18 protein-coding genes and 1 rRNA gene are annotated in these 18444 nt (G+C 46.8%); all 19 read right to left on the reverse strand.

Translation table 11 applies throughout. The annotated features are described in order from the left end of the window. A 16S ribosomal RNA gene (locus tag J2Z66_RS37445) occupies positions 1 to 88 on the reverse strand; the annotation flags it as partial. A gap of 566 nt (positions 89 to 654) precedes the next feature. After that, entirely contained in the window at positions 655 to 2151 is a 1497-nt protein-coding gene (gene lysS / locus J2Z66_RS37450) for a lysine--tRNA ligase (protein WP_209978284.1), read from the reverse strand. Between the two features lie 125 nt (positions 2152 to 2276). Next, on the reverse strand, positions 2277 to 2753 hold the full coding sequence (gene greA, locus J2Z66_RS37455; protein WP_209978287.1) for a transcription elongation factor GreA: 477 nt from the start codon (positions 2751 to 2753) through the stop codon (positions 2277 to 2279). 208 nt (positions 2754 to 2961) lie between these two features. Then, a complete protein-coding gene (dusB, locus tag J2Z66_RS37460) occupies positions 2962 to 3978 on the reverse strand; it encodes a tRNA dihydrouridine synthase DusB (RefSeq protein WP_209978289.1) in 1017 nt (338 codons plus the stop codon). 16 nt (positions 3979 to 3994) lie between these two features. Continuing rightward, a complete protein-coding gene (locus J2Z66_RS37465) occupies positions 3995 to 4207 on the reverse strand; it encodes a helix-turn-helix domain-containing protein (protein WP_209978291.1) in 213 nt (70 codons plus the stop codon). After that, positions 4189 to 4698, reverse strand: a complete 510-nt coding sequence (gene folK / locus J2Z66_RS37470) for a 2-amino-4-hydroxy-6-hydroxymethyldihydropteridine diphosphokinase (RefSeq protein WP_209978293.1) — start codon at positions 4696 to 4698, stop codon at positions 4189 to 4191. Before folK ends, J2Z66_RS37465 begins: the two co-directional genes overlap by 19 nt. Beyond that, positions 4699 to 5064, reverse strand: a complete 366-nt coding sequence (gene folB / locus J2Z66_RS37475; protein WP_209978296.1) for a dihydroneopterin aldolase — start codon at positions 5062 to 5064, stop codon at positions 4699 to 4701. 20 nt (positions 5065 to 5084) lie between these two features. After that, positions 5085 to 5915: a dihydropteroate synthase gene (gene folP, locus J2Z66_RS37480; protein WP_209978298.1), complete on the reverse strand. Its 831-nt coding sequence runs from the start codon at positions 5913 to 5915 to the stop codon at positions 5085 to 5087. Beyond that, a complete protein-coding gene (pabC, locus tag J2Z66_RS37485) occupies positions 5912 to 6790 on the reverse strand; it encodes an aminodeoxychorismate lyase (protein ID WP_209978300.1) in 879 nt (292 codons plus the stop codon). The genes folP and pabC overlap by 4 nt, the downstream gene beginning before the upstream one ends. A gap of 3 nt (positions 6791 to 6793) precedes the next feature. Continuing rightward, positions 6794 to 7375: an aminodeoxychorismate/anthranilate synthase component II gene (gene pabA, locus J2Z66_RS37490; RefSeq protein WP_209978302.1), complete on the reverse strand. Its 582-nt coding sequence runs from the start codon at positions 7373 to 7375 to the stop codon at positions 6794 to 6796. Between the two features lie 34 nt (positions 7376 to 7409). After that, complete coding sequence (locus J2Z66_RS37495; RefSeq protein ID WP_312894979.1) at positions 7410 to 8972, reverse strand: anthranilate synthase component I family protein; 1563 nt, start codon at positions 8970 to 8972, stop codon at positions 7410 to 7412. Positions 8973 to 9141: 169 nt separating this feature from the next. Further along, entirely contained in the window at positions 9142 to 10083 is a 942-nt protein-coding gene (cysK, locus tag J2Z66_RS37500) for a cysteine synthase A (protein ID WP_209978304.1), read from the reverse strand. Positions 10084 to 10210: 127 nt separating this feature from the next. Then, positions 10211 to 11164, reverse strand: a complete 954-nt coding sequence (locus J2Z66_RS37505; RefSeq protein WP_209978305.1) for a peptidylprolyl isomerase — start codon at positions 11162 to 11164, stop codon at positions 10211 to 10213. Between the two features lie 42 nt (positions 11165 to 11206). Continuing rightward, positions 11207 to 12076: an Hsp33 family molecular chaperone HslO gene (gene hslO, locus J2Z66_RS37510; protein ID WP_209978307.1), complete on the reverse strand. Its 870-nt coding sequence runs from the start codon at positions 12074 to 12076 to the stop codon at positions 11207 to 11209. Positions 12077 to 12103: 27 nt separating this feature from the next. Next, complete coding sequence (locus J2Z66_RS37515; RefSeq protein ID WP_209978309.1) at positions 12104 to 12868, reverse strand: type III pantothenate kinase; 765 nt, start codon at positions 12866 to 12868, stop codon at positions 12104 to 12106. Beyond that, positions 12865 to 13734 (reverse strand): carboxylating nicotinate-nucleotide diphosphorylase, encoded by an 870-nt coding sequence (gene nadC / locus J2Z66_RS37520; protein WP_209978311.1) that lies wholly within the window; start codon positions 13732 to 13734, stop codon positions 12865 to 12867. The genes J2Z66_RS37515 and nadC overlap by 4 nt, the downstream gene beginning before the upstream one ends. Beyond that, positions 13727 to 15340, reverse strand: coding sequence for an L-aspartate oxidase (gene nadB / locus J2Z66_RS37525; protein ID WP_209978313.1), 1614 nt, complete (start codon positions 15338 to 15340; stop codon positions 13727 to 13729). The genes nadC and nadB overlap by 8 nt, the downstream gene beginning before the upstream one ends. A gap of 40 nt (positions 15341 to 15380) precedes the next feature. Then, positions 15381 to 16319, reverse strand: coding sequence for a quinolinate synthase NadA (nadA, locus tag J2Z66_RS37530; protein ID WP_209978314.1), 939 nt, complete (start codon positions 16317 to 16319; stop codon positions 15381 to 15383). Positions 16320 to 16499: 180 nt separating this feature from the next. Further along, on the reverse strand, positions 16500 to 18443 hold the full coding sequence (ftsH, locus tag J2Z66_RS37535) for an ATP-dependent zinc metalloprotease FtsH (protein ID WP_209978316.1): 1944 nt from the start codon (positions 18441 to 18443) through the stop codon (positions 16500 to 16502). Position 18444 lies beyond the last annotated feature (1 nt).

Raw genomic sequence — 18444 nt, forward strand, 5'->3', positions numbered from 1 at the left:
TGTTCCCGAAGGAACAAATCCGCTCGACTTGCATGTATTAGGCACGCCGCCAGCGTTCGTCCTGAGCCAGGATCAAACTCTCCAATAAAGTTGCGTATGCTGCCGAGGCAACACACGACTTTTTATTCTCAAGCTTAACAGCTCAAAATTCGAAACTGACGAGATTTACATCTCATTTTAAAACTTTTGTGATCACTTGTGCGCTTCATTTCCGTTGGGATCTGAGGCCTCATCAGGCGATCTCTTCTTCACTCGTTGTTCAGTTTTCAAAGAGCAATTTCTCTAGCAGTCTCACTTCTTGTCCAACTCTCTCTCGAAAGCCGGAAGACTAATATACCATATTCATTTCTCTTTTGCAACTAAAATGTTTTGACCGGAAAAACTAACCGATTTTTCATTTTTGTTACTGTCGGGCTTGTTTTAGCGGCGACTTTTTTAATATAACACAGGTACTAAATAAAATGCAAGCTTTTATTTTAAAATTTCTAATCCTTTTTCCTTTATAACGAGTTCACTCTCGCAGCAGCGCCCCCTTGCTGCAACGAAGTACATATCGCTACAGCTGCGGAGCCCAAACTACAAGCCGCCATCCCAACTCAAACATGCAGCTCACAGAGGTTCATAGCATGTCTGAATAGGGATAACTAGCTGATATTATTCGCCTTGTCGTTCACGCATTAACGGGAATAATAAAACATCCCGAATCGACGGTGCATTAGTAAGCAGCATAACCAACCGGTCAATACCAATACCCAGCCCCCCTGTAGGCGGCATTCCATATTCAAGCGCTCTGATGAAATCTTCGTCCATCTCGTGTGCTTCATCATTCCCATGCTCACGCTCAACAATTTGTGCCTCAAAACGCTCCCTCTGATCAATAGGGTCATTCAGCTCGGTAAAGGCATTTGCATGCTCACGAGCCACTATAAACAGCTCAAACCGATCCGTAAATCTGGGATCCAGCGGATTTTTCTTGGCAAGTGGTGAAATCTCCAGTGGATGCCCATAAATAAAGGTTGGCTGAATCAGCGTTTCCTCAACAAAGGTCTCAAAAAATTGGTTAACAATGTGGCCAAAGGTCATATGAGGCTCTACAGGAACCCTATGTTCCTTGGCCAGGCGGTGCGCTTCCTCATCCGTCATCTGAACGCTGAAATCTACACCTTTCACTTCCCTGATTGATTCGACCATCGAGACACGGCGCCATCCCGGAGCAAGATTAACCTCATGCTCTTGGTAAGCAATAGTCGTTGTACCCAGCACCTCTTGTGCAATATGAGCAACCAGTTGTTCAGTGAGCTCCATAATATCTTTGTAGTCTGCATACGCCTCATAAAGCTCAATCATGGTGAATTCGGGATTGTGCCGGGTTGAAATACCTTCATTCCTGTATACCCGTCCAATTTCGTATACCTTCTCAAGTCCTCCAACGATCAGGCGCTTCAAATGAAGCTCGATAGCTATGCGCATGTAGAGCTGCATATCGAGCGCATTATGATGAGTAATGAAAGGACGTGCAGATGCTCCACCCGCAATCGAGTGCAGTGTAGGCGTCTCTACTTCTAAGTAACCACGCGAATCCAGGTAGCGGCGCATCGATTGGATGATCTTAGAACGCAGAATAAAAGTTTCTTGCACATCCTTATTAATAATTAAATCAACATACCTCTGGCGATAACGAAGCTCAACATCCTTAAGACCATGAAATTTCTCAGGAAGAGGGAGCAGCGATTTCGTGAGAACCTCAAGAGAATCGACCTTAATCGAGGTTTCACCTGTTTTCGTCAGGAAAACAACCCCTTTTATGCCAATCATATCTCCTAAATCAAGAATTTTAAAAGCCTTGTACAGATTTTCTCCGACCGCATCTTCCCTGACATAAATTTGAATCTTTCCAGAAAGGTCCTGAAGATGGGCAAAACCAGCCTTCCCCATTCCTCTTTTCTGCATAATTCTTCCAGCAATGCTTACACGCGGCTCCGCTGCATCCAACTCTTCCTGACTTTGTCCCTGATAAGTATCCAGAATCTCTTTCGCCGAATGAGTTCTTTCATATTTCCCGCCAAAAGGGTCGATCCCGAGTGAGCGGAGCTCGTCCAGCTTATTCCTGCGGATAACGAGCAATTCGTTCAATTCCTGATCTTGACTCATGCTTTCATCTCCTAACAAAGTTTGTTTCAGACTGCACAGCTGTATAAAGAGACAAGTAATTTTGAAGACCTATGTTATAAAAAAAGCTTCCCGAAGGAAGCTTTCCCAATATAAGCGGCTGCACTTTACTTCTTAATATCTATAATCTGATATTGGATAATGCCCGCGGGCACGGTAACGTCTACGTTAACGCCCTTTTGCTTGCCAAGAATGGCTCTGCCTACAGGGCTTTCATTGGAAATTTTATTTTGAAAAGGGTCCGATTCAGCTGTACCTACAATATTGTACTCAACTAACTCGCCAAACTCCAAATCCTTCAAAGTAACAATAGAGCCTACACTTACAGTATCTGTATTCACATCGTCGTTGTTAATGATACGCGCGTTACGAAGCATCTTCTCAAGTGTCATAATGCGGCCTTCGATAAATGCTTGTTCGTTTTTGGCATCTTCGTACTCGGAATTTTCGCTAATATCTCCGTATCCGATAGCAACCTTGATTCTTTCCGCAACTTCACGCCGCTTTACAGATTTCAGATGCTCAAGCTCATCCTCCAGCTTTCTCAAACCTTGCTGCGTCAGAATGACTTCCTTTTCGCTCATTCCCTGCTATCTCCCGTCGTGTGAAAAATTTTCATATCGTTGAATCAATACTCACTAGTTCTGTCCGATTCCAAGACGTGCTGATTCAAAGCAGTATGAATTCACTATTACTTACTATATTACCCTCGCAGCTTAATATTGACTGATTATATGGCAACGATATGGAAATGTCAATCTGCACAAGCCTTTTACCAAGCCCTTTTTGCAATTAATGAACAACAACCGATTCCTCACCATCAGGAACTAAAGATTGCTCTTCCATTTGCACCACATATTGAGTCAAAATTGAAACCATTTCTTCCCGTTTCGTGGATTCCATGATAACATCCTTGATTCTGGCAGCCCCTTGCATGCCTTTCAGATACCAAGACAAATGCTTGCGCATTTCTCTTACAGCAACATGCTCTCCCTTAAGATCAATAAGACGGTCCATATGCAAAATGGCAATACGGATCTTCTCTGAGGCCGAAGGCTCAGGCATAAGCTCACCGTGCTCCAGATATTGAACCGTGCGGTAAAGCATCCAAGGATTGCCTAAAGCACCACGGCCTATCATCACACCGTCCACACCTGTCAGGTCCAGCATCCGCTTGGCATCTTCAGGAGTCAATATATCACCGTTCCCGATAACGGGAATCGAGACAGCTTGCTTCACATCACGGATTATATCCCAATCCGCCTTACCCGTATACAATTGCTCACGAGTACGGCCATGCACACTGACTGCACTTCCGCCGCCTCTTTCCACCGCCTTGGCATTCTCAACAGCATATACATGCTCCGAATCCCAACCAATTCTCATCTTAACCGTAACCGGTTTATTCACAGCCGCTACAACTGCCGCTATCATCCCTTCGATCTTATCGGGGCGAAGCAGCCAGCGTGCTCCCGCATCACATTTGGTGATTTTGGGAACTGGGCAGCCCATATTGATGTCGATAATATCAGCATTCGTGTAACGGTCCACCACTTTAGCCGCTTCCACGAGCGTATCTGTGTCGCCGCCAAAGATTTGCAAACTTAACGGCTTCTCACGGTCATCCACATAAAGCATCTCCATACTGCGTGTATTACCATGAACGATCGCTTTATCACTCACCATTTCAGCGCATACAAGTCCTGTTCCAAACTCCTTGGCTATAAGCCTGAAGGCCGGATTGCATACTCCAGCCATCGGGGCAAGAACTACTTTGTTAGGCGCCTCTACATTTCCTATTTTCAACACTGGGCATTCTCTCCTTTCATTGAGCCTTGACTGCTAACAATTCTTCCGGTTGGATGCCTAGTACATTCGAAATCTGATTAATAATTTTACTGTCCGGCGTGCGCGTTCCCCGCTCCAGAGAGCCAAGAACTGCTATCGATATGCCAAGCAAATCAGCAAGCTCATTTTGTGTATGTCCCTTTAATTTGCGGAATGCCCGAATGCGATGCGCTACGGTGCTTTTTTCCATAGGGTGACACCCTCCTTTCCTTCCACCTGCTCCAGCTGCTGCGAGATGGAAGCCATCGTAAGACCTTGCATACGTAAGACTTCAGCTAACGGAACCAGCACAAATGCCCTCTCGGACATTCGCGGATGTGGAATCATCAGGTCTGCACTAGCTATATGCTCATTGCCAAAAAACAACATATCCAGATCTATAGTTCTGGGTCCAAACCGCACATCACGGATCCTGCCCAAGCGGCTCTCAATCGCAAGCATGGTCTTAAGCAATTGATCAGCCGGGAGGCTGGTAGCAACCGCAATCACCATGTTCAGAAACGGGGCCTGCTCCAGGTACCCGACAGGCTCGGTCTCATATATACTGGAACACATCTTCACCTTGATATTGGCATCATCGTTTAATGCAGCTATAGCCTGCAGCAAATAACTTTCACGGTTTTCTATATTGGAACCTAGCGCTATATAAGCTAGTGTATCTTGATGCTGCTGTGCATTCATTCACATTGCCCGCTTTCGATGAATCTCAATAGTCACCCCGTCAAAATGAACGTTGAACGGCGGATGGGGTTTAATAACGCGAACTGTTACTTCGCTGATACTAGTATAAGTAAGTAAAAGCTCAGATGCAATATTCTCCGCTAAAGCCTCAAGTAATTTATAAGTTCGCCCTTCGACGATTTTTTGTATTAAAAAGAAGGCTTCGGCGTAATTGATAGTATCCTCCAGCTCATCCGAACGACCTGGCTTGTCCAGGGGAAGGAAGAGCTCTGCATCTACATAAAACCGCTGCCCAAGCTTGTTTTCCTCAGGAAAAACACCGTGATTTCCAAAAAACTGCATACGGGTGAGCACTATTTTATCCATAACAGCTAAACCCCTTTATTTTATCCTTGAAAATTTGATCTTACGATAGCATCCGTCATCACAGCCACCCGCTTCATTGCTTTCACATCGTGCACGCGCATAATGTCGCAGCCTTGGGCAATCCCTAGAGCCACTGTCGCAGCAGTTCCTTCCAAGACATCATCAGCAGGTAGCTGCAGTGTCTTCTGTATCATGCTTTTACGCGAAGTACCCAGCAGAACGGGATAGCCAAGCTTAACAAGCGTATCCAAATGATTCATCAGCCATACATTATGCTCCAGCGTTTTGGCGAATCCAATGCCTGGATCAAGAATAATATTATCTTGTCGCACACCTGACCGAATGGCCAGCGTAACGCTTTCCTGCAAATCGGCAATGACATCCTCAAGAAAACTTCCATACTGCATATCCAAACGATTGTGCATCAATATAAGAGGACAATCCCACTCCACAGCTGCTTGCAGCAAAGCAGACTCCGCCTTGCCGCCCCATATATCATTTAGAATATGAGCCCCTGCTTCCAGTGCCTGTCTTGCCACCTCACCTTTGTAAGTGTCCACGGATATCGGAACATTCACTTCCCGGCTAACAGCCTGAATCACAGGAATAACCCGCTGCAGTTCTTCTTCGAGGGTAACCTTGGCCGCCCCCGGCCGCGTGGACTCTCCCCCGATATCGATAATATCTGCGCCTTCCTCGACCATTTGCTTCGCTCTATACACAGCGGCAGCAGGATCCACGTAGTCTCCTCCATCGGAAAAGGAGTCAGGCGTTACATTCAAGATACCCATAATCAAAGTTCGCTTGCCCAGCTCAAGCTCATAACCTCTGCATGCTAATTTGCGCTTCATAATCCACTTCCAGTGCTATTTTGATAAAGCTGCATCAATTTGCGTGTACATTCACCAGGAACTCCGTCTCCAACTTGAATGCTCTCCCCGTCCGGTGTGAAAAGCTTAACTACAGGCACGATCTCCTGAATGGAATTCACGAAAAAAATCTCATCAGCAGCCAGCAAATCTTCCCAAGTGAATAAGCCCTGTTTACTGTGAAAATCACTCTGTTCAGCCAGCTTTAAAAGAAAAGCTCTAGTAATGCCAGGCAAAATCCCTGTGTCCAAGGAAGGTGTGCAGCAGCTGTTATTCTTAATGAAAAATAAATTGCTGACAATACCCTCGGCAATAAAGCCTTGTTCTGTCAGCATCAAACCTTCAGCCCCTGCAGCCCAGCCGTAACTTTGGAGTTCCCTTTTGGCCAATATATTATTCATGTAGTGGAAGGATTTAAGGCGATAAGGTCCTTCAGGAGTGTTCCTCCTAAGCTTGAGCAGCTGCAGCGGTTTACCTTTAAGATAGGCAGACTCGTCTCTTTTAGGCAGTGCTTTGACATACACAATCTCTGTAGGATTCTTGTAGCTCGTGGCAGGAAGCCCTAGCAAGTCTACACCAGCCGAAACACTAAACCGAAAGTATGCGTCTTCCAAATGATTTTCTTGGAGTAGACGCGTGGCAAGCTGCCTTACATACGGTTCACTCGTCTGAAATTCAATACCCAATTCCTCGCAGCCTTCCGCAAGGCGGGCGAGATGCTCTGAAAGTAAAAAGGGCTCTCCTCCATACGTACGGAACGTTTCGAATAAGCCCAAGCCATACAAAAAACCATGATCATAAACAGATACGACGGCTTCCTGTTCCTCATATATGCTGCCATTGACGCTAATTTTCATAGCCTAGGCTCCTTGAAACACCTGCCGCGCGATAAAATTGCGGAGCATTTGGTGCCCATGATCGGTAATAATCGATTCTGGATGGAACTGTACACCTTCTATGAGATATTCTTTATGACGAAGTCCCATGATCTCGCCTTCTGCGGTACGGGCGCTGACTTCCAAGCATTCCGGAAGGGTCTCCGCCTTCACAATCAGGGAATGATAACGCGTAGCCGTAAAAGGAGAAGGCAGTCCTTCGAATAAAGTTTTGCCATCATGATAAATAGGGGATGTTTTCCCGTGCATAAGCCGTTCTGCTTTGATCACATCACCGCCAAATGCTTGCCCTATAGCCTGATGACCCAAGCAAACGCCCAGAATGGGGATGCGCCCCTTGAAATGCTCGATCAGCGCAAGGCTGATGCCGGCTTCATTAGGTGTACAAGGGCCTGGCGAAATAAGTATATGATCAGGCTTCATATCTTCAATCCCGACCAGATCGATTTCATCGTTGCGGCGAACCTCTACCTGCTGCCCGATTTCTCCTAAATATTGCACCAAATTGTAGGTAAACGAATCATAATTATCGACAACCAGAATCATTTCAATGCTCCCCTTTCGTTTGCTGCATCAAGCCCTATGCTCGGCTCATGCTGCGCTCACTATGTTCTATTGCTTTCCACATCGCCTTTGCTTTGTTCAAAGACTCCGTGTATTCCTTATCAGGCACCGAATCGATGACAATGCCGGCTCCAGCTTGAATATAACCCACTCCCTGAGCAGCTACCAAGGTACGTATAATAATATTAAATTCCATATTGCCATTATAGTCAATCCAGCCCATGGAGCCCGTATACGGGCCGCGTCTGACTGGCTCAAGCTCTTCAATGATTTCCATCGTTCTTATTTTCGGAGCTCCAGTTATCGTTCCTCCAGGGAAGGCTGCGGCTATCACATCATAGGCATCCTTGTCTTCTCCCAGCTCTCCGACGACCTCTGATACGATATGCATCACATGAGAGTAATACTCGATAACCATGAAGTCCTTAACTTTAACGGTTCCATATTTAGCTATGCGGCCAAGATCGTTGCGTTCCAGGTCCACCAGCATAACATGCTCAGCGCGCTCTTTCTCGTTATCAATCAGCTCTCCGGCTAGCTGCCTGTCTTCCTGCTCATTCTGCCCCCTTGGCCTTGTACCGGCAAGCGGCCGGGTTCTGAGTATACGATCCTCCAGTTGGACAAGCAGCTCCGGGGAGCCCGATACTAGAGAAAAGTCAGAGAAGCGCAGCAATCCCATGTAGGGAGACGGATTTACAGACCTTAAGGACTCATATATTTCCTCAGGTGAAGTTTCCAGCTTCCGACTTTGCCTCACCGAAAGATTAACCTGAAAAACGTCGCCTTCGCTTATATAGGATTGAATCTGTTCTACGGCGCGGATGAAATCCTCTTTCTTGAACGCAGCGCCAATTCCCTTTATAGCTTCAACGTCAATGTTCAACTGATCCCTGGATATAGGATGCGCAGTTTGAGACAGGGGACCAGCCTTATAGACATTCTGTGTGCCGGAACAAATATACTGCCAAGTTTGAAGCATTGCCTGCGCTTTTAACTGCGCCTGCTCATATTTTTGAAGCAATTCCTGCTCATCTAATGATGCTGTATAAGCCAGCGGCATATGAACTGCCACGTACAGATTCTTCTGTTCATGATCGATAATCCACATTTGGTCATACATGCCGAAGCTGTAATCTGGAATGTCCAGGTCGCGATCCGCCACATCGGGAAGCTTCTCAATAGAACGGATGACATCATATCCCCAGAAGCCCACACAGCCGCCCAGGAATTTAGGCGCCCCTTCTACCTTGGGAGACCGATATGGGAGCATCCAATCTTTCACAACCTGAAGGGCTTTGCCACTGACAGTTTTGCAGAAGGCTGCGGCATGCATCTCATCCACTTGGGAAATTTCCGCCTCTTCCCCAGTCCCACGGATGGTTGACCTTGGATTTAACCCCAGAAATGTGTAGCGTCCATCCTTGCCGCTCTCCAGAACGAAGGAATCGGGGGATGCTGATTGCCAGGCAGCTTGCCAGGAATGAACCCGATCCTCCTGCAGCTCAAGCTTAATGACATAAGGGAGCATTGTGTAAGCTGAAGACCAGCTCCGCCAATGCTCCAAAGTTGTAATGATCACCGGGGCTCCCCCCTTATATTATTGTTCCTTAGTATACTCCAACAGCCCCCAAATAAAAAGCCCCCAGCTTGAACGCTGAAGGGCTTCCTCACATGAAACAAGGTATGCAGCAAAGCATGCAATAAAGCATGCAATAAAGCTTGGAACAAAGCATGCAACAAGCTGATTCTTATTGCTCGTCGAATTGATAAAGCGGAGTACTCAGGTAACGCTCGCCGTTGCTTGGGATGATGGCTACAACACGCTTGCCGGCTCCCAGTTCCTTAGCTACCTTCAGTGCTGCGAAAATAGCTGCTCCTGAAGAAATACCGCTCAGGATTCCTTCTTCTTTAGCTACGCGGCGCGCAGTTTCGAAAGCATCATCATTTTCAACAGTAATGACTTCGTCGTAAATATCGGTATTCAGGATGTCAGGTACAAAGCCTGCACCGATACCTTGAATTTTGTGAGGTCCTGGCTTTCCGCCGGATAAAACCGGGGAAGCTGCGGGCTCAATCGCATAAATTTTGATGCCTGGGAAGTTTTCTTTCAGAACGCTTCCTGCACCTGTAATGGTTCCGCCTGTTCCGATTCCGGAAATGAAGGCATCCAGCTTGCCGTCGTGAGCATTAATTGCCTCTACAATTTCAGGGCCAGTAGTTTCACGATGGATTTTTACATTGGCTTGGTTCTTGAACTGCTGTGGGATGAAATAGGAAGGATTTTCCGCTTGAAGCTCCTCCGCACGACGAATCGCCCCTTTCATTCCCTCCGCTCCTGGTGTCAGCACCAGCTGCGCCCCATAAGCACGCAGCAGGTTGCGTCTTTCCAAGCTCATGGTTTCCGGCATTACAAGGATCGCTTTGTATCCCTTAGCAGCTGCTACCAGTGCTAGCCCGATTCCTGTATTACCGCTCGTAGGCTCAACAATTGTATCGCCAGGCTTAATCTTGCCTTCTTGCTCAGCTACTTCAATCATGCTAATAGCAATACGGTCTTTTACACTGGATCCAGGATTCTGATATTCCAGTTTCACATATATTTCCGCGCTGCCTTCCGGAACTACCCGATTTAAACGAACTAGAGGAGTATCCCCAATTAACTGAGTGATGCTTTGAACTAATCTTGCCATAATTCTTTCCCTCCCGAATACATAAAGGTATAATTCCCGAGTGTTTTAGTCGGCATTAATACACTCATCTTATCAAGGCGTGCCTTGGTTGTCAACCAGAAAATGATCAGTCAACGGAAAAATATGACTATTTCATTTCCGGGTCCTTGATGTCAGCATTCCACTTATTACGCAGCTGGACCACAATATCTTTCAACGGAAGGGCATCATGCAGCGCCAGCTCTCTCCTCACATTTTCACGAACAAAGGGAGCTTCCGGATTAGGAACGGTCTTGCGGTCCTTAAGCCTGACGATGAGGAACCCTTGTTCGATAGCAATAGGCTTGCTAAATTCATTCACTTCAAGCTGCTTAGCCGCATTCATAACAGCATCCATAACGAAAGGATCATCTTCAAGTACCCATCCCAGCTCGCCGCCATTGTTAGCCGTAGCATCATCTAGAGAACGGTCTCTCGCCAGAATGGCAAAATCCTCCCCTTTATTGAGCTCCGCTATAACTTTGTTGGCCTGCTCCCGGCTCGACAAAATGATTTGTTGAATATACAGTTCCACATCCGGTTTGAATTCATCGGAATGTTCTGCAATATAGGTGTCAACTTCCTCATCTGATATGAAAATATTCTTAGTAGCAATTCGTTCAAGCAGCAGTTTATAACGAACATCTGCTTTTAAAGCTGTCTCTGACATTCCCAGCTGCTGCTTCATGGATTCGTAGAACTGTTCCTCACTCTCGTAGCCTTGCTGCATACGTTTTAATTCACGTTCTATTTCAGCATCCGTAATTTCAATGCCCGCTTCTATTCCTTCAAGATGCACCGCTTCGCGATCCACCATTTGCCCCAGCAATTCTCTTCCGTATTGACTTACGAGAGCAGTGTGCAGCTCAGACAGGGTAATCTGGCGATTCCCGATAATAGCCATCACTCGCTCGTCTTTCTTCTCATTCTGCTGGTCAGGCGAACTTGACGGAACCGGTGTTTCTGGTTGAATGGGGGAACGGGCGATCAGCAGAATGGCGAGCAAGAGAATACACACGGACAAGCAGCCGATGACTCCCCACAATCGCTTAACGTTCCTCATCCTGTCCCCTACTTTATCTATAAAATGATATTCATTGGATGGCTAAGAAGGATTAATCATCCCTTGGAGGTCATTACTGTCAAAGCGATAGGCTTCATTGCAAAAATGACACACAACTTCAGCTGAACCTTCCTCATCCAGCATCTCTTGCAGCTCTTGCCCTCCCAGGCTAAGCAGCGCTGCTTCGACCCGTTCTCTGGAGCACTTGCAGCGGAAGCTTACTTCCGATTTTTCCATAATTTGAATGGAGGGTAAAATACTTTGTAAAATTTGTTCCACGTTTTTGCCGCTATCAAGCAATGAAGTCACAGAAGGAAGCTTTGCCAGAACCTCCTCCAACTCCCCGATCTCACGATTAGTCAGCCCAGGCAGTAGTTGGATAATAAAACCTCCGGCTACCTTCACAGTATAATCGATGTCAACCAGGACCCCTAAGGCAACTGCAGATGGCGTTTGTTCGGATTGGGCGAAATAGTAGGTAAAGTCTTCAGCGAGCTCCCCCGAATGGATTGGAACACTGCCTCGGTAAGGTTCTTTTAAGCCAAGGTCTTTGACCACATACAGGAAGCCGTCTGTTCCCACCGCACCGGATACGTCCAGCTTGCCACTAGCTTTAAGTGGGAGATCCACATCCGGATGATCAGCATAGCCTCTTACTTCACCCTTGGCATTGGCATCCACCACGATTTGTCCGATAGGGCCTCCGCCTTTCACCTGAAGTGTCAGCTTCTCTTCTCCCTTAAGCATAGCGCCCATCATCAATCCAGCTGCCACTGTTCTGCCTAAAGCCGCTGTTGCCGTTGGTGTAGTTCCATGACGCTGCCTTAACTCTTCCGTAATAGCAGTTGAAATAACTGCAAAAGCTCTGACTTTTCCCTCCAGGGCAGTACCGCGAACTAAATAATCATTCATGTTATGTAAGCCCCCTATACCTATCCTTTATGCATTCTTCTCATAGATCATTTGCAGCCCCTGAAGAGTAAGCAATGGATTTACCACTTGAATCATTTTCGATTCACTTGCTATAAGCTCAGCTAATCCTCCGGTAGCAATAACCGTCGGGCTTATTTCAAACTCAGCCTTTATGCGGCTTACGATTCCATCCACTTGTGCTGAAAAGCCGAATATGATGCCGGACTGCATCGCAGAAACGGTGTTGCGGCCAATGACGCTTTTGGGCTTAATGAGTTCTATTCTTGGCAGCTTGGCGGCCTTCTGATATAAAGCCTCCGTAGAAATGCCAATCCCAGGCGCAATGGCGCAACCAACTAGGTGTCCGGAAGGATCGATGTAATCATAGGTACTAGCCGTGCCGAAATCAACAATGATGCAAGGAGCCCCATAGAGCTCTAATGCAGCAACCGCATTGACGATTCGGTCGGCCCCCACCTCTTTGGGATTGTCTACCTTGACATGAAGCCCCGTTTTGATACCAGGACCCACGATAAAAGCAGTCTTCTTTATATATTTTAAACAAAGGTTCTCCATTACAAACACTAAGGGAGGAACTACTGAAGAAATAATGACGCCATCTACCTGCTGGAAGGAAATCCCTGAATGCTCGAATAAATTTTGAAACATCATTCCGTATTCATCTACAGTAGCGGATCGGTTCGTGCTAACTCTCCAATGGTGAAGCAGCGTCCTGTCCCGGTAGAGACCCAGTACAATATTAGTATTTCCCACATCCACCGCAAGGATCACAATCCGCTCTCCTTCCGCTCGTTAAGATCCAAGCTGATGTCCAGAGCAGAGACCGAATAAGTTAACCTGCCAACAGAAATAACGTCAATACCCGTCTGTGCCAGCGCTTTAATGGTTTGCAGCGTAACTGAGCCCGAACCCTCTACTACAATATGCGGCGCTTTGCTTTTAATTATCACAACAGCTTCGGTCATCGCTTCCGGACTCATATTGTCCAGCATAATAATGTCCGGCATTGCCGATAATGCTTCATTCAACTGAGTGAAATTCTCGACTTCGACCTCAATCTTCATGGTGTGAGGAATTTGTGAGCGGGCCGCTTGAATCGCCTTGACTATTCCGCCAGCGCCTTTGATGTGGTTGTCTTTGATCATCACGGCATCGTACAGACCGAACCGGTGATTATAGCCGCCGCCGACCCGAACCGCATACTTCTCCAGCAGCCGGTGTCCTGGCGTTGTTTTCCTAGTGTCTACCAGGCGCGTAGGGAGCCCTTCAAGGGCGTCTACATATTCCCTCGTCCTAGTGGCTATTCCGGATAAACGCTGCATTAGATTCAAGCTCAGGCGCTCTCCGAGAAGGATGCTGCGCGTGCTTCCTTCGACAACAGCAAGAATGTCCCCTTTCTTAACAGACGTTCCTTCCTGCACTTTTGGTTCAAATAAAAGATCCGGGTCCACTTCGGCAAATACAGCCGCGGCAATTGGCAAGCCAGCGACAATGCCATCTTCTTTAACGTGAACAATACCTTTAGATCTTTGATCTAAAGGTATTGTGGTCATGGTCGTCACATCGCCGCTGCCGATATCTTCTTCCAGCCAAAGCTTGATATTTTTGCGTACAAGTTCTCCATTCCACTCAAACATCCAGAATCCACTCCTCAACCCTATCTTCCCCACGTTGGAACACAATATGCTTCTTCCAATGCAGGTCGTCCCGTTCCGGGAAATCCTCGCGGTAATGCCCTCCACGACTTTCCTCGCGGCCAAGAGCCGCCCTAGCTGTCAGCAGTGCGCACGTTAACAAATTAGCGAACTCGTATTCCTCGCGCTTAGCCATATGAGTTTCATAAAAGGGAAGCTGCCTGGAAAGCTCCTCCAGACCTTTTTGCAATCCTTTTCCTGACCGCTTGAGTCCTACATAACGGAGCATGATCTTTTGCAGCTTTAATCTTTTTTCAACAACAGCTTGTTTAGGATTGCTCATTTTCTTCGTTATCTGCTTCAACAGCGGCTGCTTGTCCTGCGGAGGAAGCTTCATAACACGCTCGATAATTCTTCTGCCGAACACGATCGCTTCTGATAAAGAATTGCTGGCAAGCCGGTTGGCGCCATGCACACCTGTTGAGGTTACTTCTCCACAGGCAAACAGCCGGCGCACGCTGGTCTCTCCGTAAAGATCGGTTTTAACTCCGCCCATCATATAATGAGCAGCCGGGGCAACCGGGACCCAGTCCGTGCATAGATCAAGGCCATAATTCAGACAGTATTCATAAATAGTAGGAAAACGATGTTTAATGAGTTCATCCTTCTCATGGGTAATATCAATGTAAACAAAGGTGGACTTCGTATTTTCCATTTCGCTGACGATTGCTCTGGCTACGACATCCCGCGGAGCTAGTTCAAGCTGAGGGTGATATTTCTCCATGAAACGCTCCCCTTTAATGTTCCTCAGGTAAGCGCCCTCGCCCCTTACTGCCTCTGAAATTAGAAACCGCGGCGCTCCCGGGTAACAAAGCGCAGTTGGATGGAACTGAATGAACTCCACATCCTGAATGTGAGCTCCAGCCCGGTAAGCAATGGCAATACCATCACCAGTAGCAATGTCTGGATTTGTCGTATAGCGAAAGAGCTGCCCCGCTCCTCCTGAGCATAGGATCGTCGCATTTCCCCGGACAAATACCTTCTGCCCGTCGGGCTTTTGCACAAGCGCTCCATAGCATTCCCCATCATCCGTAACCAAATCAATCACAAAATGGTCATCCCATAGCTCAATATTAGGATCCAGCTTCGTCCTCTCAGAAAGAGCTCTGACAATTTCCGCACCTGTGGCATCGCCATGGGCATGCAAAATCCGACGCTGACTATGTGCGCCTTCCTTGGTTAAAGCAAATACACCATCTTCCAGATCGAATTTGGTCCCCATCCGGATTAAATCGTTAACCCCATTGGGCCCTTCGTGGACAAGAAGATCAACAGCATCAGGAGAACACAATCCCGCTCCCGCAATGAGTGTATCCTGCTTGTGGTATTCCGGCAGATCCTCATCCGAGATAACTGCAGCAATCCCACCCTGTGCATAGCGGGTATTGCTATCGAGCAGCGACTTCTTCGTAATCATTATAACCTTCTTGCTTTCACTGGCCTGGATCGCGGAGAATAGACCTGCTATTCCCGCTCCGATCACGATAACATCTGTATGTACGTGAGGAATAGAATGGAGGTCCACATCTACGAGATATCTGGGAATCATGGCATTGTCACCTGTTCTTTACAAAAGAGAGTAGCGCACGCTACTTAACTTGTAGCATGCGCTCTAAGGATAGTCTTGCTTTGTCTGCCACATCTGTAGGAACGTATATTTCAGGCTGCATGGTTTCCAAACAGCGAACTACCTTTTTCAAGTTATTCACTTTCATGTTTGGACAAACCAGGTACTTAGTGGCAAAGTGAAACTTCTTGTCGGGGCTGTCCAGACGCAGCTGATAACCAGTCCCGTCCTCTGTACCCACGATGAATTCCTGACAATCCGATTCCTTGCAATATTTAATAATTGCAGTAGTGCTGCCGATGAAATCCCCTAGTTTAGCAACCTCCGGCCGGCATTCCGGATGAACGACAAACTGGGCATTAGGATACTGAGCCTTCATCTCTTCTACATCTTTGACGGTCAACATATCGTGAGTGTTGCAGTAGCCTTCCCAAATAATCATTTTTTTGTTTGTGAATTTTGACACATAATCTCCCAAATTTTTATCCGGAACCCAGATGATTTCGTCCGATTCAACGGATTCTATCACCTTTACCGCATTAGCGGATGTGCAGCAAATATCTGTCTCCGACTTTACATCAGCTGAAGTATTGATATACGCAACCACTGTAGCCCCAGGATGCTGCTTCTTTAATGCGCGAAGCCCTTCGACATTGACCATGTCGGCCATTGGACAGCCTGCCCGCTCATCGGGAATAATTACCCTTTTGGTCGGAGCCAGAATTTTGGCGCTTTCACCCATAAAATGCACACCACAGAAAACAATGACATCAGCGTCAGTTTGTGCAGCCTTCTGGGCAAGCAGGAACGAATCCCCACGGAAATCAGCTACTTCCTGTATCTCGTCCCGTTGATAATAGTGGGCCAAAATAATAGCGTTGCGCTCCTTCTTCAGCTGAAGCAGCCGTTCTTTCAATTCGCGGTTCTGTTCGGCTTTTCTTTCTAGTGCTAGAGCTTCCACCCGAGGCACCTCCTTGGTGAATTGTGTAAAATCTCGTTACATGTACGACCCCTTAAACAAACAAGTTTTACAACTAATTTACACAACCTCAACCCCCCTGTCAATGTTCAAATCAGCCGGAAAATAGAGAAAATCCGGGTACACCAGAGGTGCTACCCGGATTTACATACTATATGGGAATTACTCTTCGATTTTGTCCGATTCAGGATTTCTTTTCTTTTCTAGGCTCAGCTTATTGCTGCCATTGTCCTGATCTTGCCCTTGAATGGTTACTTTCACTTCTTCTTCAGGAGCTTGTAAAAAGCCCTTTTCAAGAAGATGAATGATTTCATCCTTATCAAGTGTTTCTTTTTCAAGTAATACCTTGGCAATCAGATGGATCTGATCCGCATGCTCGGTAAGAATTTCCTTGGCCCGATCATAACAGCTGCGGATAATGCTCTGCATCTCTTGATCAATCTCATAAGCAATCGCATCACTATAGTTCTGCTCATGCCCGATATCTCTACCCAGGAACACCTGACCCTGACTGCTTCCGAATTGCAAAGGTCCCAGCTTGTCGCTCATCCCGTATTCCATAATCATTCTACGTACAATACCCGTAGCCTTCTGGAAATCACTATAAGCACCTGTTCCAATTTCTCCGATAAACAGTTCTTCAGAAACGCGTCCACCCAACAGTCCGGTAATTTTATCCAACAGCTCATTCTTAGTTTGCATCATCCGGTCTTCGCCTTCTTTAGGCAACATCATTACATAACCGCCAGCACGTCCTCTTGGCACGATTGTGACTTTATGTACCATGTCCGCATTCTCGGCGTAGTATCCGATGATTGCGTGTCCTGCTTCGTGGTAAGCAACAATCCGCTTCTCACGCTCGCTGATAACACGGCTTTTCTTCTGAGTACCTACAACGATCCGGTCAAAAGCTTCTTCAACCTCACTCATCGATATATCCTTGCGGTTACGACGGGCAGCAATTAAAGCTGCTTCGTTCAATAAGTTCTCCAAATCGGCTCCAGTAAATCCGATTGTATAGCGGGAAAGTGATTCCAGCTTCACATCCTTGTTCAAAGGCTTGTTGCGTGCATGTACCTTAAGCACAGCTTCACGGCCCTTAACATCAGGACGGTCTACAGTAATCTGACGGTCAAACCGGCCTGGACGCAATAGCGCAGGATCAAGAATATCCGGGCGGTTCGTTGCTGCAACGATAATAATACCTTCGTTAGCACCGAAACCATCCATCTCTACAAGCAATTGATTGAGCGTTTGCTCACGCTCATCATGACCGCCACCTAAACCGGCTCCACGTTGGCGTCCAACAGCATCGATCTCATCAATAAAAATGATACAAGGCGAATTCTTCTTCGCATTCTCAAACAAGTCACGTACACGAGACGCACCAACACCGACAAACATTTCTACGAAGTCGGAGCCGCTGATACTGAAGAATGGAACTCCTGCTTCTCCAGCAACCGCTCTTGCAAGCAGCGTCTTACCTGTTCCTGGAGGACCTACTAGAAGCACACCCTTAGGAATTCTTGCGCCTACAGCTGCAAACTTACGAGGGTCCTTCAAGAATTCAACGACCTCTATAAGTTCCTGCTTCTCTTCATCCGCGCCCGCTACATCCTCGAAGGTAACGCGCTTCTTCTCTTCATTATATAATCTGGCGCGGCTCTTACCAAAGTTCATCACTTTGCCGCCGCCACCTTGAGCCTGATTAAGCAGGAAGAAGAACAGAATGAAGATAATAACAAACGGAATAATGGAGGTAAGGAAGCTGATCCAAACGCTGTCAGTCTCCATTTTCTCATAAATTTCCGTTGGTACGGCATTGGCCTCAATAAGCCCGATAACCCTTGTGTCAAAAGGAGCATGTGTCACAAAGTTCTTCTTGTCGGCACTTGGGGGATTGAGGTATTTACCATTGACTAAATAGGTGTATCCGTCAAACTTCAAGGCTACGGATTCGACATTCTTATTCAAGACTGCTTGGCGGAACTTGTCGTAGGAAATTACATCCTTTTGGTCGTTCTGGGTGCTAATAAAATGAACTATACCCACAGTAACCAAAAATATAAGTAAATAAAAACCGGTATTCCGGATAATTCTATTCATC

The organism is Paenibacillus eucommiae (genome assembly GCF_017874215.1).
GTDB classification, from domain to species: Bacteria; Bacillota; Bacilli; order Paenibacillales; family NBRC-103111; genus Paenibacillus_AI; species Paenibacillus_AI eucommiae.